The 25478-nt window shown below is 40.3% G+C and carries 18 protein-coding genes; 7 read left to right on the top strand and 11 right to left on the bottom strand.

Going from position 1 to position 25478, the window contains the following annotated elements; genetic code table 11:
* Positions 1–17 precede the first annotated feature (17 nt).
* Both thrC and ABDV71_RS13660 read left to right on the top strand, forming a co-directional pair.
* Entirely contained in the window at positions 18–1322 is a 1305-nt protein-coding gene (gene thrC, locus ABDV71_RS13665; protein WP_343533473.1) for a threonine synthase, read from the top strand.
* Positions 1323–1471: 149 nt separating this feature from the next.
* On the top strand, positions 1472–1630 hold the full coding sequence (locus ABDV71_RS13660; RefSeq protein WP_343533471.1) for a hypothetical protein: 159 nt from the start codon (positions 1472–1474) through the stop codon (positions 1628–1630).
* On the opposite strand, the gene ABDV71_RS13655 is transcribed toward ABDV71_RS13660, so the two are convergent.
* Positions 1631–2773: a putative sensor domain DACNV-containing protein gene (locus ABDV71_RS13655; RefSeq protein WP_343533469.1), complete on the bottom strand. Its 1143-nt coding sequence runs from the start codon at positions 2771–2773 to the stop codon at positions 1631–1633.
* A 271-nt stretch (positions 2774–3044) separates the two neighbouring features.
* Here ABDV71_RS13655 and ABDV71_RS13650 point away from each other — a divergent pair, with 271 nt between their 5' ends.
* The 3 genes from ABDV71_RS13650 (at position 3045) to ABDV71_RS13640 (ending at position 5759) form a co-directional block, all read left to right on the top strand.
* The gene (locus ABDV71_RS13650) at positions 3045–3758 is read left to right on the top strand and encodes a pirin family protein (RefSeq protein WP_343533467.1); all 714 of its coding nucleotides are present in this window, start codon (positions 3045–3047) and stop codon (positions 3756–3758) included.
* Positions 3759–3836: 78 nt separating this feature from the next.
* Positions 3837–4136, top strand: coding sequence for a hypothetical protein (locus ABDV71_RS13645; protein ID WP_343533465.1), 300 nt, complete (start codon positions 3837–3839; stop codon positions 4134–4136).
* 114 nt (positions 4137–4250) lie between these two features.
* On the top strand, positions 4251–5759 hold the full coding sequence (locus ABDV71_RS13640) for a succinate CoA transferase (protein ID WP_343533463.1): 1509 nt from the start codon (positions 4251–4253) through the stop codon (positions 5757–5759).
* 32 nt (positions 5760–5791) lie between these two features.
* Here the strand turns inward: ABDV71_RS13640 and ABDV71_RS13635 are convergent, their stop codons facing one another.
* From ABDV71_RS13635 to ABDV71_RS13590, 10 genes are all read right to left on the bottom strand, one after another.
* Positions 5792–9886 carry a T9SS type A sorting domain-containing protein gene (locus tag ABDV71_RS13635; RefSeq protein WP_343533460.1) on the bottom strand — a complete coding sequence of 1365 codons (4095 nt, stop codon included), beginning with the start codon at positions 9884–9886 and terminating at the stop codon, positions 5792–5794.
* A 157-nt stretch (positions 9887–10043) separates the two neighbouring features.
* Positions 10044–10637: a Crp/Fnr family transcriptional regulator gene (locus ABDV71_RS13630; RefSeq protein WP_343533458.1), complete on the bottom strand. Its 594-nt coding sequence runs from the start codon at positions 10635–10637 to the stop codon at positions 10044–10046.
* A 345-nt stretch (positions 10638–10982) separates the two neighbouring features.
* Positions 10983–11555 (bottom strand): Crp/Fnr family transcriptional regulator, encoded by a 573-nt coding sequence (locus ABDV71_RS13625; protein WP_343533457.1) that lies wholly within the window; start codon positions 11553–11555, stop codon positions 10983–10985.
* A gap of 408 nt (positions 11556–11963) precedes the next feature.
* Positions 11964–13505: a S8 family peptidase gene (locus ABDV71_RS13620; RefSeq protein WP_343533456.1), complete on the bottom strand. Its 1542-nt coding sequence runs from the start codon at positions 13503–13505 to the stop codon at positions 11964–11966.
* 342 nt (positions 13506–13847) lie between these two features.
* Positions 13848–15257 (bottom strand): TolC family protein, encoded by a 1410-nt coding sequence (locus ABDV71_RS13615; RefSeq protein ID WP_343533455.1) that lies wholly within the window; start codon positions 15255–15257, stop codon positions 13848–13850.
* Positions 15258–15266: 9 nt separating this feature from the next.
* A complete protein-coding gene (locus tag ABDV71_RS13610; RefSeq protein WP_343533454.1) occupies positions 15267–18452 on the bottom strand; it encodes an efflux RND transporter permease subunit in 3186 nt (1061 codons plus the stop codon).
* Positions 18453–18462: 10 nt separating this feature from the next.
* Positions 18463–19659: an efflux RND transporter periplasmic adaptor subunit gene (locus ABDV71_RS13605; RefSeq protein ID WP_343533452.1), complete on the bottom strand. Its 1197-nt coding sequence runs from the start codon at positions 19657–19659 to the stop codon at positions 18463–18465.
* A gap of 75 nt (positions 19660–19734) precedes the next feature.
* Positions 19735–20334 carry a TetR/AcrR family transcriptional regulator gene (locus ABDV71_RS13600; RefSeq protein ID WP_343533451.1) on the bottom strand — a complete coding sequence of 200 codons (600 nt, stop codon included), beginning with the start codon at positions 20332–20334 and terminating at the stop codon, positions 19735–19737.
* Positions 20335–20489: 155 nt separating this feature from the next.
* Positions 20490–20864: a response regulator gene (locus tag ABDV71_RS13595; RefSeq protein WP_343533450.1), complete on the bottom strand. Its 375-nt coding sequence runs from the start codon at positions 20862–20864 to the stop codon at positions 20490–20492.
* 93 nt (positions 20865–20957) lie between these two features.
* Positions 20958–22160, bottom strand: a complete 1203-nt coding sequence (locus ABDV71_RS13590) for an MFS transporter (RefSeq protein ID WP_343533449.1) — start codon at positions 22158–22160, stop codon at positions 20958–20960.
* Positions 22161–22355: 195 nt separating this feature from the next.
* Here ABDV71_RS13590 and ABDV71_RS13585 point away from each other — a divergent pair, with 195 nt between their 5' ends.
* Positions 22356–23636, top strand: coding sequence for a DUF2130 domain-containing protein (locus ABDV71_RS13585; RefSeq protein WP_343533447.1), 1281 nt, complete (start codon positions 22356–22358; stop codon positions 23634–23636).
* A 73-nt stretch (positions 23637–23709) separates the two neighbouring features.
* Positions 23710–25401, top strand: a complete 1692-nt coding sequence (locus ABDV71_RS13580) for a sodium/sugar symporter (RefSeq protein ID WP_343533445.1) — start codon at positions 23710–23712, stop codon at positions 25399–25401.
* Positions 25402–25478: the final 77 nt, after the last annotated feature.

The following is a 25478-nucleotide window of genomic DNA, read 5'->3' as shown; positions in this document are numbered from 1 at the left end:
AACCTAATACTCAAAAAATGCAATTCTATTCAACCAACAATAAAGATTTACGCGTTTCTTTTAAAGAGGCTGTTTTTAACAGCATGCCTTTAGACAAAGGACTATACATGCCCGAGGCAATTCCTCAACTACCCGCTTCTTTCATCGACAACATCGAAAAATACTCTCTTACAGAAATTGCTTACGAAGTAGCCTCTGCTTTGCTAAAAGACGAGATGCCTGCTGAAGATTTAAAAGCTCTGGTAGAAGAAGCCGCTAATTTTGAGGCTCCTGCTGTTCCTTTGGACAACAACACTTTCGTGTTAGAACTTTTCCATGGTCCTTCGTTAGCATTCAAAGATTTTGGCGCACGTTTCATGAGCCGGGTAATGGGCTACTACCTTAAAGATGGCGAGCAGCTACTAGATGTTTTGGTGGCAACATCAGGAGATACTGGTGGCGCCGTAGCACTGGGTTTCTTAGGTGTTCCAAATACTCGAGTTACCATTCTTTATCCAAAAGGAAAGGTAAGCCCTATACAAGAACAACAACTCACTACACTTGGACAAAACATTAGAGCCATTGAAGTTGATGGTACTTTCGACGACTGCCAAGCTTTGGTAAAGCAGGCTTTTGCCGATGAAGAACTCAACCAAAAATTCCGTTTAACTTCAGCCAATTCTATCAATATCTCTAGGTTAATCCCTCAAACTTTTTATTATTTCAATGCCTATGCGCAACTAAAAAGAAAAGGCTGGAAGGATGTGGTGTTTTCTGTACCCAGTGGAAACTTTGGTAACATTGGTGCAGGCTTGCTAGCTTACAAAATGGGTTTGCCAGTAAAACAATTTATTGCGGCAACCAATGTAAACGACACCGTCCCACGTTTCTTAGAAACGGGTATTTACGAAACCAAACCATCAGTACAAACCTACGCCAACGCTATGGATGTAGGTGCACCTAGCAACTGGGTGCGCATTATGGATTTGTTTAAACAAGATACCGCAGCATTAAAAGAAGTAGTAAGTGCTTATCGTTTTACAGATGAGGAAACCTTGGAGGGCATTAAAGCCATTGCTGAAAAATACGACTACATTGCCTGTCCACATACCGCAATTGCCTATTTAGCTGTAGAGAAATTTAGACAACAAACTGGAGATGAGGCAGCAGCGGTATTCTTATCCACAGCTCATGCTTGTAAATTCCCTGATATTTTTCCACCATTGTTGGCTACTAAAATCGAAATCCCAAGTTCCGTAGAAGAACTGGCTGGAAGAGCTAAACAGGCCGACAACCTAAAAATTGACTTTGCAGGCTTTAAAAGCTATTTGCTCAACCACTAAAACCAAATTCAGGTGGAAAATCACTTTCCATCTGAATTTACACATTCCTTCTAAACAAAAAATCAGACAATTAAAAGACAATAGTTATCCACTTTTCCACACAAACTGGCCTAGTGTTTGTTTATGCTATACAACAAGGAGGAGTAGTCATGATAGCAAAAATACATTCGGGCACTGCCACGTATTATAAGGCCAAGGAGAAAAGAGCGGTTAAATCCTCAACTTACAGAGAAAGGGTGAAGGCCGACCGTATTGTAATGATTCTGATGTTGTTAGGCACTATTGCATTTGCAGTATTTACTACATAATTATAGCAATAACGCATCTATACGCTGAGCCTGTACCATATTCAAAGATTTTGACCAACTGAAAACAGTAAAGTGTCCATCCTGCGATGCTACCAAAGCCAATGCATTACGCTGGTCAAACACAAATTGTGCTGCCGACAAATGCCTTGTCCCTCCTATTTTAGCCGGATGCACTACCACAGCTTCTGCATTATTAATAGGTTCAGTATAGGAAATCTGTTGAATGTGCTCACTACTATTTGCCCTTCCGGTTTTAGCACCAAAGGCCAGTAATTCATATTCGTCTGTAATAATGGTAGCCCCATCTACTGCGGTTAATCCTGCCAAGTGGTCAATTTCTCTTTTCAAAGCTGTTTGCCAAAAAATTTCACTAGCATCACTCCGGTCTTTCTTTACCAGATCTGATAAACCTTTAAATGGCGGAGTCAGCGCGTAGCTGATAGGATGTATCACAGATTGTTTCCAATCATCACTACCCTGAGGTACCATGAGCACTGCTCCACCCCTACCATGTGCTCGCATAGAAACGGATAGTTGTATCAGAATATTTGCAGAATCGTTCCAATAACTATCAGCTGTAAGGTCAAGCAGCGATAATAAAATACTAGGACATTCACCTATTTTTGGAGCGTTTTCATTTACGATCTTAATCTGGTCACCTTTTAGTACCGCAACATTGGTAAATTTACCATAACCCGCCATCCTACGATGCTTCACCACCAATAAAGCTGGCTCCGAAACATCTACCACGAAACAGTAGTTGGGGATATTCAAGGTGGTACCCCAAATATATAGATCATAACCATCGTGCCATACCCCGATATGGATGCCTCCACGTTCTACACCAGGTGCTAATTTGGTTAACACATTTGGATTTAAAGGCAAATTCTGTTTAAACAACAAAGGCTTTGTGGCTTGCTCTGGCGGCAAAAACGCGATGGAAATTTTAGGGGAGTGCCCTTCCTCTTTCCGTAAGCTACTCCAAAAAGCAGCATCCAAAATAGCTTCAATTACTCGGGCTGGCGGTTGAGGCGCCAAGTCAATTTCTCCCTTAGCGCTAGCTTCTGCCAAGTGTTCAGCGAAATGCGTTTCTATAGTAGCTGCAACAATTTGCGCCGCTTGATAAGTAGCCCTGTTAATCATGTTACTAAGTTATCTATTTGGTTTGGCAAAGTTATCAAGTTAGCTATTTCATGTTGTAAAACTAACGTCAGTTTTAGCATCCGCTTATTATCCGGTAACTGATCTAAACAAGTAATATTCCGCAGCTAATTTATAATTGCCCATTAGTTGCCAATAAAACTCGCCTGATACCCTAAGAGCCCTCGCCTCTCTATGCACTACTTTCTTATCCTAGATCAAGAAATGGCAAAAAAATGCGCCGTAAATTTGTTTCAACAAAGGAGAAAAAACAATGGCACAGACCGTATTACACACCGCCAGCACACGCGGAGCAGCAGATCATGGCTGGTTAAAAAGCTTTCACTCTTTCAGCTTTGCTGGATATTACAATCCAGACCGCATCCATTTTGGAGCATTAAGAGTATTGAATGATGACTTTGTAACCGGTGGCATGGGATTTGGAGAGCACCCACATGACAATATGGAAATTATTTCAATTCCATTAGAAGGTGAGCTGCAACATAAAGACAGCTTGGGCAATACCGCCACCATTAAAGCTGGTGAAATACAAGTAATGAGCGCAGGAACAGGAGTATATCACTCTGAATACAACCCTGATGGTAAAAACCCTGCTAAGTTTTTGCAGATATGGGTATTCCCTAACAAAAGGAATGTAGAGCCTCGTTACGACCAAATTACTATAGACAAAGACACTAGAAATGAATTTGTACAGGTGCTTTCGCCGAATTCCAATGATGCAGGGGTATGGATTTATCAAGACGCATGGTTTAACATGGGTAGATTTGATGCAAACACTGCAAAAACCTATCAATTACATAAAGAAGGAAATGGAGTTTATATTTTTGTGTTGAATGGTTCGCTTAAAGTGGAAGGACAGGAATTAAATACCAGAGATGGCTTTGGAATTTCAGAAACTAACCAATTTGAAATTGTGGCTAGCACCGATGCTGAATTTTTAATCATGGAAGTTCCCATGAAATTTTAACCTATAAATCTGTCTGGGCTTGTCGAAAATAACCATACTTCGACAAGCCCAGTTTGATAATAGCCAAAACATAAAGCAATGATCAATATTTTAATAGTTTGTGCTAACGAATCCATTGCGGCTACAATAGCACGCTTAATTGATAAAGTAGATGACTGGCATGCTACAGTAGCTTTGTCCCTAAATGATGCCATGGAAAATTGCTATGCCAAAACTTTTGAAGTGGTTCTAATCGGTTCGGGCATTACACAAGCACAAGAAGATGTTTTAAAGCTACATTTGGAAAAACTGAAAACAAGTAGTACAATAGTAAAGCACTATGGAGGGGGCAGCGGATTGCTCTATGCAGAAGTTTATCAGGCCTTGGCCACTAAGTGACAAAAGTCATTTTTTTGGTTGACAGCGCTAACCGTCGACCATTTAAACTACCTTTACTTTTGACGCCTATAGCAAAACACACAACCCATACATTTGTTAATCAAGCCAAATCGTATGTACAAGAACAGAATACTTAACCCAGAATTAGAGCGCCTGATCATTACTGCACAAGAAGCGGCAATGATGTTTAAAGATAAAATGGTAGTGGCTTCCAGTGGCTTTACCAAGGCTGGCGACAGCAAGGCCGTACTCATGGCTTTAGCTGAAAGAGCACATACAGACCCTTTAAAAGTAACTTTAATGACTGGTGCATCTCTGGGACAGGGAACAGATGGTGCGCTTGTTGAAGCAGGTGCCCTATCTCTGCGTTTGCCTTTTCAAGTTGACCCGATTATGCGCAAGGCCATTAACAAAGGTGAAGTATTTTTCATTGACCAACATTTGGGAGAAACAGCCAATTTATTAAGGGCCAACAATTTTCCAAAAATTGACATCGCCATTTTAGAAGCTTGTTTGATAGAAGAAGACGGAAGTATTATACCCACAACCTCTATTGGGAACTCGGCTTCGTTTGCCGCATTGGCCGAAAAAATCATTATCGAGCTCAATCTATCTGTCCCCCTATCTATTAAGGGTATCCACGATATTTTTTCAACTGGCGAGTACCCCAATCGCAGAGAAATTCCAATTACCAAGGCTAATACAAAAGTAGGGGCTCCAGTGATTACTATCAATCCAGATAAAATTGTAGGTATTGTAATTACTCAAAAAACGGATAGCCCTGCAGAAATTGAAGCACCAGACACCTCTACCAAAGCCATTGCCAACCATTTGATCCGTTTCTTTAACCAAGAAGTGGCCAAGGGAAATTTAACCAAGTCTTTGTTACCATTACAGGCTGGCATCGGTAAAGTAGCCAATGCAGTATTAACAGGTTTTGTACACAGTGATTTTGAAGACTTGACTATGTATTCTGAAGTACTACAGGATAGTACTTTTGACTTATTGGACTCTGGAAAATTGCTATTTGCCTCTGGTTCATCCATCACTGTCTCCCAAGCATATTACGAAAAGATATTCTCTAATTTCGATACCTATAAAGATAAAGTATTGCTACGCCCACAAGACATTAGCAATGCAGCAGAAGTCATTAGGCGATTAGGCATTATTGCCATCAACACCGCACTGGAATGTGACATCTATGGCAATGTAAACTCTACCCATGTGAGCGGAACGCACATGATGAATGGCATAGGAGGCTCTGGCGACTTTGCCCGCAATTCATACCTCAGTATTTTTGTAACCACATCAATAGCTAAAGGGAATAACATTTCTTGCATTGTTCCTATGGTCTCACATGTTGACCATTGCGAGCACGATGTGGATATTATTGTAACAGAACAAGGGCTTGCAGATTTAAGAGGCTTGGCACCACGACAACGAGCACAGGTAATCATTAACAAATGCGTACATCCTGAATACAGACAGCAATTACAGAGCTATTTCAATCGGGCTGCTAACGAACGCGGCGGACAAACACCTCATCTATTGGAAGAAGCTTTTAGCTGGCATATTTCATTAAGGGAAACTGGCAGTATGAAAAAGCCCTTACTTAATAAATAAGCAAGGGCTTTAAGAGCGTAAACAATAGCAATTTATTGTTTAATGAATTTATGTACAGTTTTTGTGTTGCCAGATGTTAATACTACCGTATAAACACCAGCAGGTAACAAAGCGATATTTAGCTTATGCTCTTGGTCTTTAGCGGTGATTTTGCTACTCATTACCACTTTTCCCAACATATCAATCACCTGTAGCTGGTTGTACACATTTGCTGGGAATTTAACAGTAATTGCATGTGAAGCAGGATTAGGGAACAATGACACCTCGTCTTTAGCTTGACTGAAGTTAACTTGTTTAACCCCATAATCTTTAGTATCCCCATTCCTATCAACCTGCAATAACTGATAGTAGTTTTGGCCATTTATAGCATTCTTATGTAAGAAAGAATAACGCTTACCAACCTTAGAGTCACCTAGTGCGTCTACTTTGGCAAGTGGCTTAAATTCTCCTTTTTCTGTAGCATGTAATAGTTCAAAGTGCGAAGAATTAGACTCAGACTTAGTAGCCCAAGTAACCTCAACACCCGTAGCTACTGCCTTTGCAGCAAAATTGATCAAATCTACAGGTAGTGGATCTTCCACTTTAATGCTTACGTTAACCGTTTTGGTACAAGCATTGGCATCGGTTACGGAAACCGTAAAACTGTAATCTCCAGCTACAGTTGGCGTGCCTGACAATACACCTCCTGCAGACAATGTTAGCCCAGTTGGAAGTGTACCAGAACTACTGTATGAATAACTTGTAGTTCCTCCTGTTGCTAGGAAAGTATATGTAAATGCGGTATTCTTATTCACCACAGCAGCCCCTGAATAAGCCAATTGTAATGCCGATGGCTGAGTAATGGTAAATGTTTGTGTTTTTGTGCAATTATTTGCATCCGTAACGGTGCAAGTATAGGTACCTGCAACTAGTCCAGTTGCTGTGGCTGCTGTACCTCCCGATGGAGACCATGAATAGGTATATCCAGGCGTACCTCCCGATACTGAAACAGAAGCAGATCCAGTAGCACCGCCATTACAAGCAATATTGGTTTGCATAAGCGGGTTAACAACCAATGCCGGTGGTTGGGTAATGGTAAATGACCTGGTTAAGGTACAAGCATTGGCATCGGTTACGGTAACCGTATAAACACCTACAGGCAATCCGCTTGCTGTTGCAGCTGTACCGCCTGATGGTGCCCATGAATAGGTATATGGAGCAGTTCCTCCCGAAACATTAATACTAGCCACTCCATTTGATCCACCGTTACAAGCAACCGTAGTCATCGATGCGGTAGACGTTAAAGCGCTTGGTTGGGTAATGGTAACTGATCTTGTGATAGAACAAGCATTGGCATCAGTAATGGTACAAGTATAAACACCTACTGGTAAGCCAGTAGCTGTAGCCGCTGTACCGCCTGATGGTGCCCATGAATAGGTATAAGGCCCTGTACCGCCTGAAGCAGTAACTGAAGCTGTCCCATTTGCACCACCATTGCAAGAAACTGTAGTAAATGAACTAGTAGCCGTTAAAGCGGTTGGTTGGGTAATGGTAAATGTTTGTGTTTTAGTACAGGCATTAGCATCTGTAATGGTACAAGTATAGGTCCCTGCTGCTAATCCAGTTGCTGTGGCTGCTGTACCACCAGTCGGAGACCATGAATAGGTATATCCTGGCGTACCACCGGTTACAGATACAGTAGCTGTACCATTTGAACCGCCATTACAAGCAACATTAGTTTGCGAAGGCGTAACTGAAATTGCCGTAGGCTGCGTAACCGTAAATGTCCTGGTCAAGGTACAGGCATTGGCATCGGTAACCGTAACCGTATAAGTACCCGCGGCTAAACCCGTAGCGGTAGCAGCGGTACCACCGCTTGGTGCCCATGAATAGGTATAAGGTGCAGTCCCCCCGGAAACGTTAATCGTAGCCATACCATTTGAGCCGCCGTTACAAGCAACAGTGGTCATTGAAGCGGTAGAAGTCAATGCCGTTGGCTGGGTAATCGTTACCGTTCTGGTAATCGAACAGGCATTGGCATCGGTAATGGTACAGGTATAAGTGCCCACCGATAAGCCCGAAGCGGTAGCCGCAGTACCACCCCTTGGCGCCCACGAATAGGTATAGCCCGGCGTGCCGCCAGAGACCGAAACCGTAGCGGTTCCGTTACTGCCACCATTGCACGAAACATTCGTAGAGGAAGTAGTGGCCGTCAATGCCGTAGGCTGCGTTATGGTAAAGGTTTGTGTTTTAGTACAAGCATTAGCATCGGTAATGGTACAAGTATAAGTTCCTGCTGCTAATCCAGTTGCCGTGGCCGCTGTACCGCCGCTTGGTGCCCATGAATAGGTATATCCTGGTGTGCCACCCGTTACAGATACAGTAGCCGTACCGTTGGTACCCCCATTACAAGCAACATTAGTTTGCGAAGGCGTAACTGAAATTGCCGTTGGTTGGGCAATTGTAAAAGTTCTCGTAGCTGTACAACTGTTAGCATCCGTAATGGTAACGGTATAAGTACCTGCCGCCAATCCAGAAGCAGTTGCCGCTGTACCACCTAATGGTGACCATGAATAGCTATATGGAGGTACTCCGCCAGTAACACTTACACTTGCCACACCATTTGAACCACCGTTACAAGCTACATCAGTTCTAGAAGTGGTGATTGACATTGCACTAGGCTGGGTGATTGTAAACCCCCTGTTGATCGTACAGCCATTTGCATCGGTAATGGTACAGGTATAGCTACCTACGCTTAAACCTGACGCGGTTGCCCCCGTACCGCCACTTGGCGCCCACGAATAGGTATATGGACTGGTGCCGCCGCTTGGAACTACTGTAGCAGAGCCATTTGAACCACCATTACAGCTCACATTGGTTTTTGCAGAGCTAGCGCCAAGCGTACTTGGCTGGGTAATAGTGACATTTCTAGTAATAGAGCTACCTTCATTATCAGTAATGGTGCAAGTATAAACACCAACGGCTAAACCACTAGCAGTTGCCGCTGTACCTCCTGCAGGAGACCATGAATACGTATAAGGCGTTACACCTCCAGATGCCGTAACGGTAGCCGTACCATTGGAACCTCCGTTACATGAAACATTTGTAGAGGAAGTAGTAGCAGTTAAAGCAGCATTTGTAGTAAAAGTAAGGTTATTTCCATAAGCAGTTCCTGAAGAATTTGTAGCAAAAGCTCTAAAATTTACGGTTGTATTAGCTGGCAATGAGGATACAACAGAACTAAAAGTCCCTGTTCCGCTGCCAATTATTACTTTGTTATCTGACGTTGTCGGATTAGCAGTTAATCCCCATACTATCCCTCTTTCGGTAACAGATGCACCTCCGTCGGCAGTTACATTACCACCTAGGGTAGCTTTTACCGCTCCAACACCGCTTGCGGCAGTACTGGTTACTGTTGGATTAACCACCTCAGCGGTTATATTTGGTGTTGGAAAATTTGCTGGTAATAGACCCAAAGTTGCTGTACCGGTTTTGGTCCAGTTAGCTGTATTGTTAATGGCAGTTCTCAAAGCAGTGGCAGTTCCCGTTAAAGTTCCGGTATACTTGCTGTAAGCTTGTTCAGGTCCTGGTGCTGGAAAAAGAGAAATACAGTTCACGCCATTGGCAAGTCCCGTAGGCACAACACTTTCTGCTGTACCAGCTGTGTTGCTTGAATTCCAAGTGGTTACTGGATCATAGTTGGTACTGTTATAATCGCCATGAACTCCAGCAATAAAAATAGGACTAGCTGGCGCAACGCCTGTAGTACTTTGGTAAGCCAGAATCTGATCACCACCCGATAAGTTGAAGTTTGAATTTAATGCAATACTAAATCCAGAGGTACCACTAACAGTAAACGTATCTGCTGACGTTTCCATCACTGTGATAATCGTCCCGATAGGAACTGTAGCAGGAATCACCCATTGTAAGTGGGTTTCCGAGTTGGCAGCCCAGCCTGTACCCGTCCATCCTTGTTCGGAGAAATAAATGGTTTCACCCGCTGGGAGTGCTTTGAGAGCGATGAATGAGAAGCCATCTGTCGTACCGAAATCATAGCCGATAAAGGCAATGTCTCCAGCGGCGAGCGTTTGCGCCCGTAGCTTACTCATTCCAATCCCAAGAAAAGCACAGCATATGATCAATGCCATGCAAAATTTCTTTCGAAAAGAGTTGTTAAAATAGATCATGATATATTGTTTTTTTTACGATACAAAAAAACGTCATCATGCGGTCCTTGATACCTTATCCAAGAATATGACCTTGATAAAAATCAATATTTCTTTTACTCATTCAACAAAAAAAAGCCTATAGGTTAAGCCTGTTACATTTGGCAATTTTGGTACGAACCCTGCTCAATGTCTCTTCGGATACATTAAGGAAAGAAGCAATAAATCGTAAAGGAATTCTTTCTATTAGATGTGGATAGGCTTTTAAAAACCTTAAGTACTTGGATTCGGCAGACGGTAGCCTAGCAATGAAGGCCCGTTCTTCTGCGGCAGCATAAGAGCGCTCAATTAACACACGACCTATATAATTAATCTCAAAATAGTTATCATATAGATAATTTAGCATTTCTTTATTGATAACCACTAATTCGCAATCTTCTATTGCTTCAATATATTCTTCTGTGATGCCAAGGCCGTCAATACTTCGAATACGACCAATGAGCACATTCTCGACTTCAAGCCATGTAGTAATTTTTTTAGTGTTGATTTTAGTGAAGCCTCTAACGGCTCCCTTAACTACAAAAAACAAACAATCTTCCTTGTCTAACGGGCTAATCAAATACTTACCTTTTTTGAATTCAACGGTAGTTACCTTTTCAGATAAGTAGGTTACTAAATGTTCCTTTAAAGGATATATTTGATTTAAATAGTTAAAAAATATGGTAACTGGCATAAAAATTTGAGCGTTGAGATTGAAGCAAAGCAGGATTCTCTCCAACTTCAAGATAAATAAAGGTTAAAAGCAGTTTAACTTTCGATAGGGTAAAACAAATTCATCTACCCTAGAATACACGAAAGTCAAAGAGTACTAATACAATCCTTGTATTAGGATAAAGAGAATCGCCTTTTAATAAAGTTTTTGGCATTTTATTTTAGAAATACCTTATCGCAGAAAATATTTATTTGATTTATTGGTTTGAAATATGCAAGCAAATAGTCCATAACACTTGATTTTAACACAAAAAACGCCAATATTGATGATATTCCAATAGCGAAAGAAAATAAATATTGACAAATATCAAGACTTTTCATGTATCATTCTTACCTTCAATATATTGTCCTTAATAGCTATTTTTGTTCTTACCCTACTGAGCGTTTCCACCGAAAGTCCCAAAAAAAATGCGATATACTTTAAAGGCACCCTACCATTCAAATCGGGATAAACCATTAAAAAGCGCTTATACTTTTCTTCAGCCGTTGGCAACCTACAAATAAAGGCCCGTTCTTCGGTAGCAGCATATAAATTTTGCCCCAGCACTCGGCTAATGTAATTAAGCTCAAAATTGTTAAGATAAAGTACGTCTAACAAAGTCCTACTGACCTTCACTACCTCACACTGTTCTATAGCCTCGATATATTCCTCCACTTCGTCATCGGTTTCCCTTGCCCTTAAGCGTCCAATTAAATTATTTTCAACAGCAATCCAAGTGGTAATTTTCTTTTGACCAATTTTAGTAAAGCCCCTAACGGCCCCGCTAGATAAAAAATACAAACAATCCTCCTTGTCCAACGGGCTAATTAAAAATCTTCCTTTATTAAAGAAAGATGTCGTTGCTTTATCAGCCAAATAAGCTAGCAAATGCGGTTTCATTGGATACAATTGATTTAAAAACTTAAGAAAAGCAGTAATAGGCATAATTATACAAGCTAAACACTAATGCCTATAAGTAGACTCCAATTAATATTCGTTACACCTGAAAAAATATTTTTTTAATATATACTAAACCTTTGCTGTTTCAAGATGAAAACACAACCCACTATGACTGCAATAACGCACATAATTTGTCATTTCGACCTTGTGTAAATCGCGAACAGATACAAAGAAAATAGCGAGGCTAAATCTTTTTCTTTTATCCTCATTAAAAACAATTATTTCTTTATGGTTAAGTTTCTCCGCTCGTTACGATTATCGAAATGAGCGACAAATAAAAAAGCCCCGACGCTAACATCGAGGCTTTTTATAGGCAATTCGTACTTTTGCCTTTTAAAACTTTTAATTCTAATAGGTTGCAGCTAATTTCAACGCATTATAAGCGTTAACTACACCACCAGTAACCGAAATATCTTTCAAAGCATCTGCTTTCTCTACAGAATTCATGATGATTTCCTTTACTTGCTTAGCTGATAATTTCGGATAGTAAGAACGAATTAATGCCGCCAAACCAGCTACCACTGGAGCAGCCATACTCGTACCATTGTTATCTTGATATTTTTGATCTGGATAAGTAGAATAGATACCGAAACCTGGAGCAAATACATCTACGGAAGTTTTTCCGTAGTTAGAAAAACTTGCTTTAAGTCTACGATCGTTATAAGGAGTTGATGCACCAACTGTAATCCAGTTCTCTGCTAGAGTACCGTCCTCATATTTGTTAGTTGGGAAATTAGTCTCTACATCAAGGTTTTTGTTATCGTTACCTGCTGCGTGTACCAATAAAACATCTTTACTTATTGCATACTTCACAGCATCGTCTACTACTTTTTTATCTTGTGAGTAAGCTTTACCAAAACTCATGTTCAGAACCTTCGCCCCGTTATCTACCGCATAGCGAATAGCATTAGCAACATCTTTATCACGCTCATCACCATTAGGCACGTTACGTACCGCCATTAACAATACATTATCGGCAACACCTTTAATGCCAATATCATTTTTTCTATCTGCACCAACAATACCCGCTACGTGTGTACCATGCGATGGATCTGGTCCTTTAGAATCGGCGTTACCATAAATGCGTTCGTTGCTATTGTTCTCATCATCACCAACTATATTACGCGGATCAAAAGTTAAGTTGTAATTGTAATTAACCTGATCATAAAAATGCTCATAACCAGCTTTTACTCTAGTTTCATAGAAAGTTTTATAATCAGTATTGGCCAAAGCCCTAAGCAAAGCATTTTTAGCAGTACTTTCAGCCTGTCCTTCCGGTGTAAAGCCTTTCACATCCTCCAAAGTAGGATTTTCTTTACCTAATTTTTTAACAATACTTTCTACGCCATTTTTCAATCCTGTATAGCCAGCAAGGTTTGCTTTAGCTTCTGCCAAACCTTTATCAAACTCCTTTTTCATAGCTAAATAAGCCTCAAAAGCAGGTCTGTCATTAGCAGTTACATTCTCTTCAGTAACGTTAGCGAAACGGGCGGCATCACGACGTATCAAACGAGTAAGCTCCAATGCCTCTTGGTTGATATTACCTCCCTTTCCACCTAAAAAGCTCCAGCCGTTAACATCATCTATGTAACCATTCTTATCATCGTCCTTACCATTACCGGCTTTTTCTTTTTTGTTCACCCACATTACAGACTTTAGGTCCTCGTGAACCCCATCAACACCACTATCCAAGATACCAACAATTACAGTAGTCGATTTTTTACCTTTTAATAACTCATTGTATGCTTTTTCAGTACTGATCCCAAAAACGCTATCTGCTTTAAGATCTAAGTTGTACCAGTTTTTCTTTTGCGATTGGGCAGACGCAATAAAAGGACCTGTTGCCAATAATGCTAAGGCAACCAATCTTTTAATTTGGTTTGTATTCATTTGTGTTAATAATAAGTTTTAGAAATAAAAAACGGCAAGATAGCTTGTTTTATTATCATTATCAATGCGGCGGATCCCTCAAGGCACATTTATGGGCTAAACCTGACAAACCCATTGCTGATAAAGCAAGACCTCATAGGTTTTGAAAACCTACGAGGCCTGAATGAATTGGTAGTGCTTAATCGTTTTTAACTTCATCCGCTCAATACACTCACAACCTTTCCTAAGCTCTTCTCTCTCCATTTTTAGGGAGAGAGGGTTAAAAAAACAGCGACCAATTAGGCCGCTGCTTTAAAAACCAACATTAACGAAATGAATCCTTAATTGTTGTCATACTATGCCTTATTGCCAGCCTCCACCCAAAGCTCTGTACAATTCTACACTAGCATTTAACTGCGCCGTCTTCAAACCTGCTAAATCAAGCTCGCCCTGCAACAGATTAGATTGCGCAGTAATTACCTCTAAATAATTGGCCATTCCGCTTTTGAATAATAAATCTGCATTTTTCACTGCCGATTTCAGAGTGCGTACCCTATTTTGGGCAATGCCAAACTCCGTTTTTAGATTTTCCAATTTAGATTGCTCATTCGATACCTCAACTACTGCCTGTATTACCACCTGTCTAAACAGCAATACCGACTTTTCCCTTTCCACCTTCGCCAATTCAAATTGCGTTTTCAATTCCTTTCTATTGAAAATAGGTTGGGTAATGCCCCCACCAACAATTCCAAATAACGAAGCAGGAACATTAAACCAATTGCTGGCCTTAAAAGAGTTAACACCCGCACTTGCCGAAATCGTTAACGATGGGTACAAGCTCGCATTAGCAACACCAACCTTGGCATTCGCTATTTTCAAACCAAGTTCTACACTCTTCACGTCCGGTCTAATAGCCAACATGATGGATGGAATGCCAACGGCCAATTGCGTTGAAATTTCTAATTGCGCTAATGTTTCCGAACGTTCTATCGCTGTTGGAAATCTACCTGTCAGTTCGCTCAATGCATTTTCCTGGATGCTGATTTCCTGGGTAATTTGTGGAATAAGCTGGCTAGCTTTAAGCAGTTGCGCTTCCGTTTGTTCTACCGCCAGTGAAGTTACCTGACCTACCTCAAACTGCTTACTCACCATTTTCAAAGTGCTATCACTAAGTGCCAAATTTCTTTTGGCAATGCTTAACTGCTCGTCAAGCAACAGCAAACGATAAAAACTAGTCGCCACCGTGGCAACTATCCTCGTTTGCACCGCTTTCTTCGCTTCCGCACTCTGTAAATAAGTAGCATATGAAGCCTCTTTTTGCTTGCTGATTTTACCCCAAATATCAGCTTCCCAGCTCAGGGCCAAATTGGCATTATAATCTTCAACGTGGGTAGTCTTCAAAAACTGCGAAGCACTAAGCCCGTTCAAACTATTATCAGAAGGACGATTTGAACTGGCAGTCACCTGCAAATTTAACTGTGGAAGATTCCCCATTTTAGCCCGCTTTAACAGCAAATTGGCCGCATCTATATTTTTAATAGCAATCTGTAAATCAATATTTCGCTCAATGGCACTATCAATCAAGCGTTGAATAGTCTTCGTCGCAAAAAAATCCTTGACTAAAATATTTCCGATACTTGTGGTATCAGTTTGAACTACCCCTCTGTACTGCGAAGGCGTATCCCGTATCGGGTTAATCACATTTTTGGGAATGCTACAACCGTAGCTCCCCAAAATGAAGGTGATTAAAAAACTATATATGAATGTTCTCATGATTTTATATTATTTAATTTCCTCATGTTTATGCTGAGGGTTTGCATTGATTTCTGCCAATGGAGCACCAGTTACCTTTTCCTGTAAATATTGGAAGATGATGAAGAGTACGGGGATGATGAACAACCCTAAAATTACGCCGGAAACCATACCTCCCGCTGCACCAATACTAATACTATGGTTACCTTGTGCCGATGGTCCAGTGGCAAACATCATCGGGATCAGTCCCACCACAAAAGCAAGAGATGTCATGATGATAGGACGCAGCCTCAATTTCGCCGCTTCCAATGCCGCAGCAATCAACGGTTTACCAGCCCTTCTGCGCTGTGCCGCAAACTCCACAATCAAAATCGCGTTTTTAGCGAGCAAGCCGATAAGCATGACCAAAGCTACCTGTACGTAAATGTTGTTTTCTATACCAGCAAAGCCGATGGCCAAGAACACTCCAAATATTCCCACTGGAATAGAAAGGATAACTCCCAAAGGCAGCAAATAACTCTCGTATTGAGCGGCCAATAAAAAGTAAACAAATACCAAACACAGAATAAAAATCACGGCCGACTGTCCACCAGAAGAAATCTCCTCCCTTGTTTGGCCAGAGAACTCGTAGCTATAGCCTGCTGGCAATTGTTTAGCGGCGACTTCTTCAATCGCTTTAATAGCATCACCCGAACTAAAGCCTGGTTTTGGTATTGCATTAATGGCGATAGAATTAAACAGGTTATATCTTGAAGCAGTTTCCGACCCATAAATACGGCGCAAATTCACCAAGGTATTAATAGGCACCATTTCACCCGTTTTGTTTTTCACAAACACCCTATCAATAGAAGCTGGATCTGCTCTATCGGCAATATCGGCCTGTACAATTACCCTATAATACTTTCCAAATCGGTTAAAGTCAGATGCTTGCGCACTACCAAAATAAGCCTGCATCGTTTGCAATATATCTTTTACGTTCACTCCTAACTGGTCGGCCTTTTCCTGGTTAATATCTAATTCCAATTGAGGGTAATCAGCCTTGAAACTGGTAAATGCTACCGCAATGGCTGGTTGTTTCATCAATTCGCCAATAAAGTTTTGCGAAATGCCACTAAATTTATCCAGCTTACCTCCTGTTTTGTCTTGCAGTACCATATCTAAGGCTTCTACGTTACTAAAACCAGGCACCGTTGGGAAACTGAATACAAAGAAACTACCCCCAGGTATACCCGCCAGTTGTCCCCTCACTTGGTTCATGATTTCGTCGATATTCTTCACAGCACCCCTTTCTTCTGTAGGCTTAAGCAATACGAAAACTACCGCAGCCGACGGACTAGTAGAGTTGGTTAGCAAGTTAAAACCCGAAATGGCCGTTACAAACCTCGATGCATCTAACTTCTTCAAAGTATTCTCTGCTTCCGTCATTACCTTTTGGGTTCCATCCAAAGAAGTTCCCGAAGGTGTTGATACCGAAATTGCGATAAAGCCCTGATCTTCCGTAGGAATAAAACCCGTACGAGTAGTTCTAACCATCCAAATCGTCACTATGGTAATGACCGCCAAACCACCCAAGCTTAACCATCTGTTTTTCACCAAAAATTTCAGACTGCTCACATAACGGTTGGTCATGGCATTAAAGCTGCTGTTAAAACCACTAAAGAATTTTTCCTTAAAGCCCTTTTTAACTGGTACCTCACCTTCTTTAACTGCCTTATGATTGTCTTTTAAAAACAAGGCAGCCAGTGCAGGACTTAAGGTTAAAGCGTTAACCGCAGAAATGACAATGGCAATGGCCATAGTAAAGGCAAACTGACGGTAAAACAAGCCCGTTGAACCTTCCATAAAACCAACAGGTAAAAATACCGCGGCCATCACCAAGGTAATGGAAATAATAGCCCCTGTAATTTCGCTCATGGCCTCATGCGTAGCCACTTTGGGTGGCAAGTGTTTATGTTCCATTTTGGCATGCACTGCTTCCACCACTACAATCGCATCATCAACCACAATACCAATGGCCAAGATTAAAGCGAATAGGGTGAGCAAGTTAATGGAGAAACCAAACAACTGCATGAAAAAGAATGTACCCAAAATAGCTACAGGTACTGCAATAGCAGGAATCAACGTTGACCTAAAGTCTTGAAGGAAGATAAATACAACAATAAACACTAGAATAAATGCCTCAATCAATGTATGGATTACCTGATCAATACTTTGATCCAAGGCGACTTTTGTACTATAAAAAATATTGTGCTTAATCCCTTTTGGAAAATCTTTTGAAGCTTTCTCCATCAGCTTATTAATGGCAATCTGTATTTCGTTAGAGTTAGAGCCTGCCAATTGGATTACCCCAATTACAACCCCTTTCTGCCCATTTAAACGCGTTAAACTGTTGTAAGAATAAGCACCAAGTTCAACCCTAGCCACATCTTTTAAACGGAGTATAGAACCATCCGCATTAGTTCTTACCGCAATATTTTCATATTCTTCGGGCTTGGTTAGTTTGCCTTTGTACTTAATTACATACTCAAAAACCTCTTTGCTTCGCTCTCCAAATTTACCAGGAGCAGCCTCCAAGCTTTTATCCTGAATAGCACCCATTACCTCGTTAGGCGTAACTTTATAAGTAGCCATTTGTGTTGGGTTTAACCAAACACGCATCGAGTAATCTTTTACTCCACCAAAAATACTGGCAGCTCCTACCCCAGGGATCCTTTTGATTTCCGGAATAATGTTAATTTGGGCATAGTTGGCCACGAAAGTCTGGTCATATTTCGCCTCGTCCTCTGTAAACATCCCAATAGCCATGATAAAGCTATTTTGTTGTTTTGCAGTGGTAATACCTTGTTGCACCACTTCGGCAGGCAATTGGCTGGTAGCCTGAGCTACCCTATTTTGAACATTTACCGCCGCCTGATCCGCATTGGTACCTAATTTAAAGAAAACCGTAATGGCCAATGAACCATCATTACTGGCCGTTGAGCTCATGTAAGTCATGTTTTCCACCCCGTTAATCGATTCTTCGATAGATGGTGCTACTGAACGCAAAACCGTCTCGGCATTCGCACCCGGATATACCGCAGTAACCAAAACCGACGGTGGAGCAATATCTGGGAACTGTTGAAGCGGTAACTTAGTTAAACCAAGCACCCCAAGTATTACCAATAAAATGGAAATAACCGTGGCAAGTACCGGCCTTTGTATAAATATTTTGAACATTATGTTATTGTTAATTTTTAGAAATTAATTGGGCTATTTTTTCACCTTTTTTATCTGGCTGAATAAGTTGCCCATCTTGAAGTTTATCTAAACCACTTAAAACGATTTGATCTCCCGATTTTAAGCCGTCTTTAATTAAATAGTTGGTACCAGCTTTTCCATCGATAGCAATAGCCACTTTGTTTACTTTGTTGTCTTTCCCAACAGCAAACACAAAGATCTTATCCTGCATTTCTACCGTTGCAGACTGTGGAATCAACATCGTATCATCGTGAGACAGGCCTAATCTAATTTTTCCGGTATTACCAGATCTTAATAAGCCTTTTGAGTTGGCAAAAACTGCTCTTAAGGTAATTGAACCAGTAGTTTTATCGAACTGACCATTGATCATGTCTATCTTTCCCTTAACTGGATATACACTTTGATCTGCCAAAACCAATGATACGGCAGGCAAATGCTTAATTCTATCCGCTACAGAATTTCCTTCGTATTTAGCATTAAAGTTGATGAAATCAGTTTCTGCCAAAGAGAAATAGGCATACACTTGATTTACATCCGAAAGTTGGGTAAGCGCTTCAGGATCTGTAGGAGCAACTAAGCTTCCTTGTTTTTTGGGCAAACGCCCGATGTAACCGCTACTTGGTGCTTTAATTTGGGTATAGCCCAAATTAATTTGTGCACTGTTTACACTTGCTTTAGCCTGTTCAACATTGGCCAATGCAATTTGATAAGTAGTTTTTGCAGTCTTCAGTTGAAAATCTGAAACTACCTTACTTTGCACCAAAGGTGTTAATTTATCGACTTCTAATTGAGCATTTAAAACTGCAGCCTGCGCAGCCTGTAGTGCAGCTTTGGCATTATTCAATTGTGCCTTAAAAGGCAGTTCCGAAATTTGGAATAACAACTGGCCCTTGCTTACCAACTGGCCTTCGTTCACAAAAATTCGGTCAATAGTACCTGCAATTTGAGGTCTGATTTCCACGTCCGTAGTTCCTTGTATCGCAGCTGGATAATCGACAAAAGTTTGTTGCTCACCAGTAGTTACCGTAGTTACGGGCAATAAAGGTGGTGCAGCGGCGGCCATCTGCTCAGGTTTTGCTGTACAGCTGGTAAGAAATAGCACTATGGTGATGATAAACAAAATTATCCATTCGTTAAATAATTTAACACTGTTAAATTGAGGGTGATGTTTGTATATATGATTCATGATATTGGGGATTTTATTACTTTATCTTACGTTAATAATTAATTTAACACTGTTAAATTGAGGGCGAAAAAAATTTTAGTCGTTAATGGTCTTAATGATTGCCTTGATAGCACTTCTTAAAATTTGCTGATTAATCTCATCATTAGCACCTTTTTGGACAAGGTTGATAGATACTAATCCGTGGATTAACGACCAAAAAGTATAATATTTTAAACAAGAAGTGTCTTCTGATACCGGCTGTTTAGTCAACAATTTTTCAATGGCATCGTAAAACAAATCAGTGGTATATTCCGCTTCCGGCATTTTCTTGTACAACTCACAACAGTTAACCTGAACGCCATACATCAGCTGGTAATATTCTTTTTCTTCAAAAGCAAAATCCCAGTAAGCTAACCACATGGCCTCTAATTGATCTTCTGCATTGGTCTTGCTATCTCTGGCTTCTTTAACTTTTAATCCTAAGTTGATATAACCTTGCCTAGTCAGTTCCAACAGGATTCCTTCTTTGTTTGGAAAGTACTCGTAAATGATTGGCGCCGTATATTCAATTACATCCGCAATTTTTCGCATACTTAATGCGGCCCAACCCTCCTGTTTCACAATTTGTAAAGCAGCGGCCAAGATACCTTTTCTGGTATCATCTTTTTGACGCTGTATTCTTTCTTTACTTCCCATGAGTTATAGTGCCATAAAATTATTTAACACCGTTAAACAAAGGTATAAACACTTTTAATTTCTCATATCATCTATTTGTCAGAAATATTTATGACACAAAAAAACCTGCCTAGAACACGTCCTGACAGGTTTTGAGTATGAGGTCTGATTAAGGTTTAAGCTACTTTTTTCTCGCCAATCAATCTTTTGATCCTACTTTCAATGTAATCAAGATCAAAAGGCTTACTGATATAGTCATCAGGACTTACGCTCTCGCTCAATTCTTTACTACGAACATTTGCCGACATCACAATTACCGGAATATGTTTGGTAAAAACATCAGTTTTCAAATCTCTGCAGATATCGATACCGTTTCCATCCGGCAGCATCACATCTAGGATAAATAAATCTGGAATAGAGTCTTTAAGCTTTGTTTTTAGTTCACTAAAGGTAGATGATACTTGGATTTCGTAACCTTCATCTTTCAATAAAAATTCAATAATGAAAGCAATGTCTTTGTCATCTTCTAAAACATGGATGCGTTTTTTCATGTGGCTAATTTAAATAGTCTATACGGTTTAACACTGATTTTGTTAGAGGTTAAACAAGCCTTGGCACAAAAGGTTTTAAAAAAGATTTATTTTTTATTCTTCGGTCAATTTTAACCTGCTGAAAAAGTAGGCACAAAAAACCAATAAAGCCGTTACAGCGATCCAAAGTGTATTATAGCCAAATTTTTCGGCAATGTAAAAACCACTCGTAGGCCCTACCACTTGCGCCACCGACCAACTTAGCGTATAGCCAGCGGCATAAAGCCCCCGGTTATATTCGTTACTGCGCTTCACTACAAAAGTATTGAAGAATGGAAGAGAGAACATCTCTCCAAAGGTAAAAAGCAAGATACTGAGCACCGCCAATACCAAAGGAATAAATTTAGGCAACAGTAAAACTGCGAAGGAGAGTGATACAATAATCACTCCCATCACAATATAAAAAATAGGAGACCTCTTATTTTCAATTTTGCTGATCATCACCATTTCCATCAAGGCAATAACTACGCCGTTAATGCCAAGAATAAATCCAATCAACGCTTCATTCAAATGCCAAACTTCCTTATAAAAAACTGGCACCACCCTAAACATTAAAAAGAAACAGGTGGTAAACATGGCCGATAGGATAAGAAATTTTATAAAAGGCATATCTTCCCAAGGCTTTCTTACATTCATTGCCCTTTTTTCCTGAGCTGTTTGATGTTGGAGCTTCTTAGCAGGAAGTAAAAAGAATATGGCTATGGCTACCAATACACTTACGCCACCATCAACTATAAAAAGTAATTTATAGTTAAATGATGCAATAATACCACCCATACTAACCCCTACTGCCCAACCAATATTAGTAGCCAAACGGTTTAATGAGTAGGATCTAGTTTCTGTACCCTTGGCCGCATAAGAAGCAATGGCGGCATAATTGGCTGGCCTAAAAGCTTCCGAAAAAAAACTAATGACCACTGACAATACACAAAGCCAAGTAAAATCTTCAACCATTGCAAAAAACAGAAAAAATGTTCCGCCCAATAAAGCTGCAATAATTTGCACCGGCCTAAAACCAAAAACATCAGTAAGTTTTCCTCCAACGGCTGCCCCAGCAATAGATCCAAAGCCAAATAACGAAATAATAATTCCCGCATCTGACTCAGAGCGGTGCAGTGCCTGTGTGACATATAAGCCCATGAAGGGCACAGCCATAAAACCGCAACGATTGACTAAAATTACAAGACTGAGTATCCAGGTTTGCCGACTTAAGCCAGAAAACGAGGTTCTATAAGCATTTAAAATACGGCTGAACATTCGGATTTAGTTGATGTGTAAAATTACGTTTTTGGCTATTAATTAACCACAGATGCACAGATAAATAAAAATCAAATTCATGCAACTGATTTGATAATTTCAATATCATTATTAGCAATCAAAAATATTATCCGTGCATCTGTGGTTAACAATGCTTAATTTTGATACTCTTTTTCCGAAACAACAAATTTTATTATGTCAACAGAAATCAAGTGCCCTAGCTGTAATCATTCATTTCCTTTAGAAGAAGTAATGGTGGAAGAGTATAAAAAAGACTTGCGAGAAAAAATGCAATCCTTTACCAAGCAAAAGGAAGATGAGTATCGCAAAAAATTGGATGCGATTGAAAGCTCTAAAAAACAGCAAGAAGAGGCTTTTGAGAACCAAAAGAAATTACAAGAACAAGCTTTTGAGCAACGTTTGGCAAAGGAAAAAGAAGCTTTACAGGCCAGTGTCTCTGAAAATTTGCGCAAGTCTATCAGTGCCGATTTTGAAAACAGGCTGAAACTGCTTGACGAAGCCAATAAAGAAAACGAAGAAAAGCTAAAAACCGCCCGTCAGAAAGAGTTGGAATATTTGCAGATGGCCAACGACTTAAAACGAAAAGAAGAGGAGCTTGACCTGTCCATACAAAAAAAGCTTACCGAAGAACGCGAAAAAATGGCCATAGATATTAGGAATATCGAAAACCAGCGTTTACAACAAGCCGAGCTTGATTTTAAGATGAAACTGGCAGAAAAAGATAAACAACTAGAGGATCAAAAGAAGCTGGCGGAAGAGATGAAGCGCAAGGCGGAACAGGGTTCTATGCAATTACAGGGCGAAATCCAAGAGTTGGCATTAGAGGAACTGCTACGCAACTCGTTCCCTTTTGATTTGGTACAAGAAGTTGGCAAGGGCGTACGGGGAGCTGATTGTATTCAAACGGTAAGGAATAATTTCGGACAAGAGTGCGGACACATCATTTATGAGAGTAAACGTACCGTTGCCTTTGCTAATGATTGGATAGAGAAACTAAAGGCAGACATGCGTAGCCAGGGCGCTGAAATTGCGGTACTAGTTACGCAAAACATGCCAAAAGACATGAGCTGCTTTGGTTTAAAGGACGGTGTTTGGATTTGTACTTTCAATGAAGTACAGGCTTTAGCTGCCGTTTTACGTGACGGTATTTTACGCTTATTCAACGCTGCCAAATCGCAAGAAAACAAAGGCGATAAAATGCACATGCTTTATGATTATTTGACTAGCAATGAATTTTCTGAACAGTGGAAAGCAATTAGAGAAGGTTTCTTAAGCATGAAGCTATCCATCCAAAAGGAAAGAGACGCAATGGAAAAACTCTGGAAAGCAAGGGAAAAACAACTGGACAAAGTCCTATTGAACGCCGCTCACGTGAAGGGTTCCATTGAAGGAATTGCTGGAAGTGATAATATACAATTAAGTTTAACAGACGACGAGGACCTCTTTTTAGAATAACTAGCATTTTTTTTAACGTTTGCGACATTGATTTTGTAAATTGCTAGGTATAAAGCCAAATAACTAAAACTAAATGAATAGCAGTTTACTCGATATTAAGGATTACATTGTATTCCTAGTTTACTTTGTGGTAGTAGCCGGTTACGGATTATACATCTATTACAAAAAGAAATCCGCAACTACCGATTCCAAAGACTATTTTCTGGCAGAAGGATCCTTAACCTGGTGGGCAATTGGTGCTTCGCTCATTGCTTCCAATATTTCTGCCGAACAATTTATAGGCATGAGCGGTTCTGGCTTTAAAATGGGATTAGCCATAGCGGCTTATGAATGGATGGCCGCAGTTACCCTCATTGTAGTAGCTGTCTTTTTCATGCCGGTATATCTTAAGAATAAGATTTTTACCATGCCGCAATTCCTCAACCAGCGCTATAACGGCACTGTTGGAATGATCATGGCCATATTTTGGTTAATGCTTTATATTGTCGTTAACCTTATGTCTATCCTCTATTTGGGAGCCGTAGCCATTAGTGGTATTTCTGGACTTAACATTACTCTTTGTATTGTATTACTTGCAGCTTTTGCTATTATCATTACCCTTGGCGGAATGAAGGTAATTGGCTATACTGATGTGATCCAAGTATTTGTATTGGTTTTGGGAGGATTGGTTGCTACTTATCTGGCCTTGGATATTATTTCCGAAGGAAAAGGCGTTTTAAATGGATTCACCAATTTACATAACGGAGCATCTGAACATTTCCATCTCATCTTTAAACCCAACAATCCGAATTATATGGATTTACCGGGCATTAGTGTTTTAATCGGAGGTATGTGGATTGCCAATTTGAGTTATTGGGGTTGTAACCAGTATATCACTCAGCGTGCCTTAGGCGCATCCTTGCCTACGGCTAGGAACGGTCTTTTATTTGCAGCATTCCTTAAACTTTTGATGCCTATTATTGTGGTAATTCCAGGTATTGCGGTGTACTACATTATTAAAAACAACATGGGCGATATCAGTGCCGACAGCCTATTAACCTCATCAGGGGCTCAAGATCCAAACAAAGCCTATCCAGCACTTTTAACTTTACTCCCAGTGGGCCTCAAAGGTCTTTCTTTTGCTGCACTTACCGCGGCTATTGTCGCTTCTTTGGCAGGAAAAGCTAATAGTATTGCCACTATTTTCACTTTAGATATCTATAAAAAAGCAATCAACAAAGATGCCTCAGAGAAAAAGTTGGTGGGCATTGGAAAAATTGCCGTTTTAGTTTCTATGCTCTTAGGAACAGGTTTGGCCTTAGTGGTTGGCGATGCTTTAATGGGAGAAGGGAAACAAGGCTTCCAATACATACAGGAATATACTGGTTTTGTATCCCCAGGTATTTTTGCCATGTTTATCTTAGGTTTCTTTTGGAAAAAAACCACCTCAAATGCTGCATTGTTCGCTACCATTGGAGGCTTTGTATTTTCGGTAATCCTTAAGTTTTCTCCTGATTTTATGGATCTTTCCTTCTTATCGAGCATTAACTTTTCAGTACCTAATGCCAAAGGTATCTATGAAATCCCATTTATTGATAGAATGGCTATCGTATTTTTACTTTGCGTAACAGGCATGTACATTATATCTGTGATAGAAAACAAGAAAAAACCAGTTACGAGTGGATTAGAGATAGACCCAAGCATGTTTAAAACCAATAGGGCATTTACCATAGGAGCATTATTGGTTATTGCTATAGTTACAATTTTATACACTATTTATTGGTAGCAAAAAAAGGTTTGGAAGACTTTATGGAAAGCGCTTTTCGCTATCATCAATTCAATAGATTAAACATTTCTATTGAA

It is taken from the genome of Pedobacter sp. (assembly GCF_039594775.1).
In the GTDB taxonomy this organism is placed as follows: Bacteria; Bacteroidota; Bacteroidia; order Sphingobacteriales; family Sphingobacteriaceae; genus Pedobacter.
Note: the sequence above shows the minus strand (reverse complement) of the source record. Positions and strands in the feature narration are given on the sequence as shown.

Coding starts and splice junctions, on each gene's coding strand:
- thrC (WP_343533473.1), top strand. CDS start 18: ATGCAATTCTATTCAACCAACAATAAAGATTTACGCGTTTCTTTTAAA.
- ABDV71_RS13660 (WP_343533471.1), top strand. CDS start 1,472: ATGATAGCAAAAATACATTCGGGCACTGCCACGTATTATAAGGCCAAG.
- ABDV71_RS13655 (WP_343533469.1), bottom strand. CDS start 2,773: ATGATTAACAGGGCTACTTATCAAGCGGCGCAAATTGTTGCAGCTACT.
- ABDV71_RS13650 (WP_343533467.1), top strand. CDS start 3,045: ATGGCACAGACCGTATTACACACCGCCAGCACACGCGGAGCAGCAGAT.
- ABDV71_RS13645 (WP_343533465.1), top strand. CDS start 3,837: ATGATCAATATTTTAATAGTTTGTGCTAACGAATCCATTGCGGCTACA.
- ABDV71_RS13640 (WP_343533463.1), top strand. CDS start 4,251: ATGTACAAGAACAGAATACTTAACCCAGAATTAGAGCGCCTGATCATT.
- ABDV71_RS13635 (WP_343533460.1), bottom strand. CDS start 9,886: ATGGCATTGATCATATGCTGTGCTTTTCTTGGGATTGGAATGAGTAAG.
- ABDV71_RS13630 (WP_343533458.1), bottom strand. CDS start 10,637: ATGCCAGTTACCATATTTTTTAACTATTTAAATCAAATATATCCTTTA.
- ABDV71_RS13625 (WP_343533457.1), bottom strand. CDS start 11,555: ATGAAACCGCATTTGCTAGCTTATTTGGCTGATAAAGCAACGACATCT.
- ABDV71_RS13620 (WP_343533456.1), bottom strand. CDS start 13,505: ATGAATACAAACCAAATTAAAAGATTGGTTGCCTTAGCATTATTGGCA.
- ABDV71_RS13615 (WP_343533455.1), bottom strand. CDS start 15,257: ATGAGAACATTCATATATAGTTTTTTAATCACCTTCATTTTGGGGAGC.
- ABDV71_RS13610 (WP_343533454.1), bottom strand. CDS start 18,452: ATGTTCAAAATATTTATACAAAGGCCGGTACTTGCCACGGTTATTTCC.
- ABDV71_RS13605 (WP_343533452.1), bottom strand. CDS start 19,659: ATGAATCATATATACAAACATCACCCTCAATTTAACAGTGTTAAATTA.
- ABDV71_RS13600 (WP_343533451.1), bottom strand. CDS start 20,334: ATGGGAAGTAAAGAAAGAATACAGCGTCAAAAAGATGATACCAGAAAA.
- ABDV71_RS13595 (WP_343533450.1), bottom strand. CDS start 20,864: ATGAAAAAACGCATCCATGTTTTAGAAGATGACAAAGACATTGCTTTC.
- ABDV71_RS13590 (WP_343533449.1), bottom strand. CDS start 22,160: ATGTTCAGCCGTATTTTAAATGCTTATAGAACCTCGTTTTCTGGCTTA.
- ABDV71_RS13585 (WP_343533447.1), top strand. CDS start 22,356: ATGTCAACAGAAATCAAGTGCCCTAGCTGTAATCATTCATTTCCTTTA.
- ABDV71_RS13580 (WP_343533445.1), top strand. CDS start 23,710: ATGAATAGCAGTTTACTCGATATTAAGGATTACATTGTATTCCTAGTT.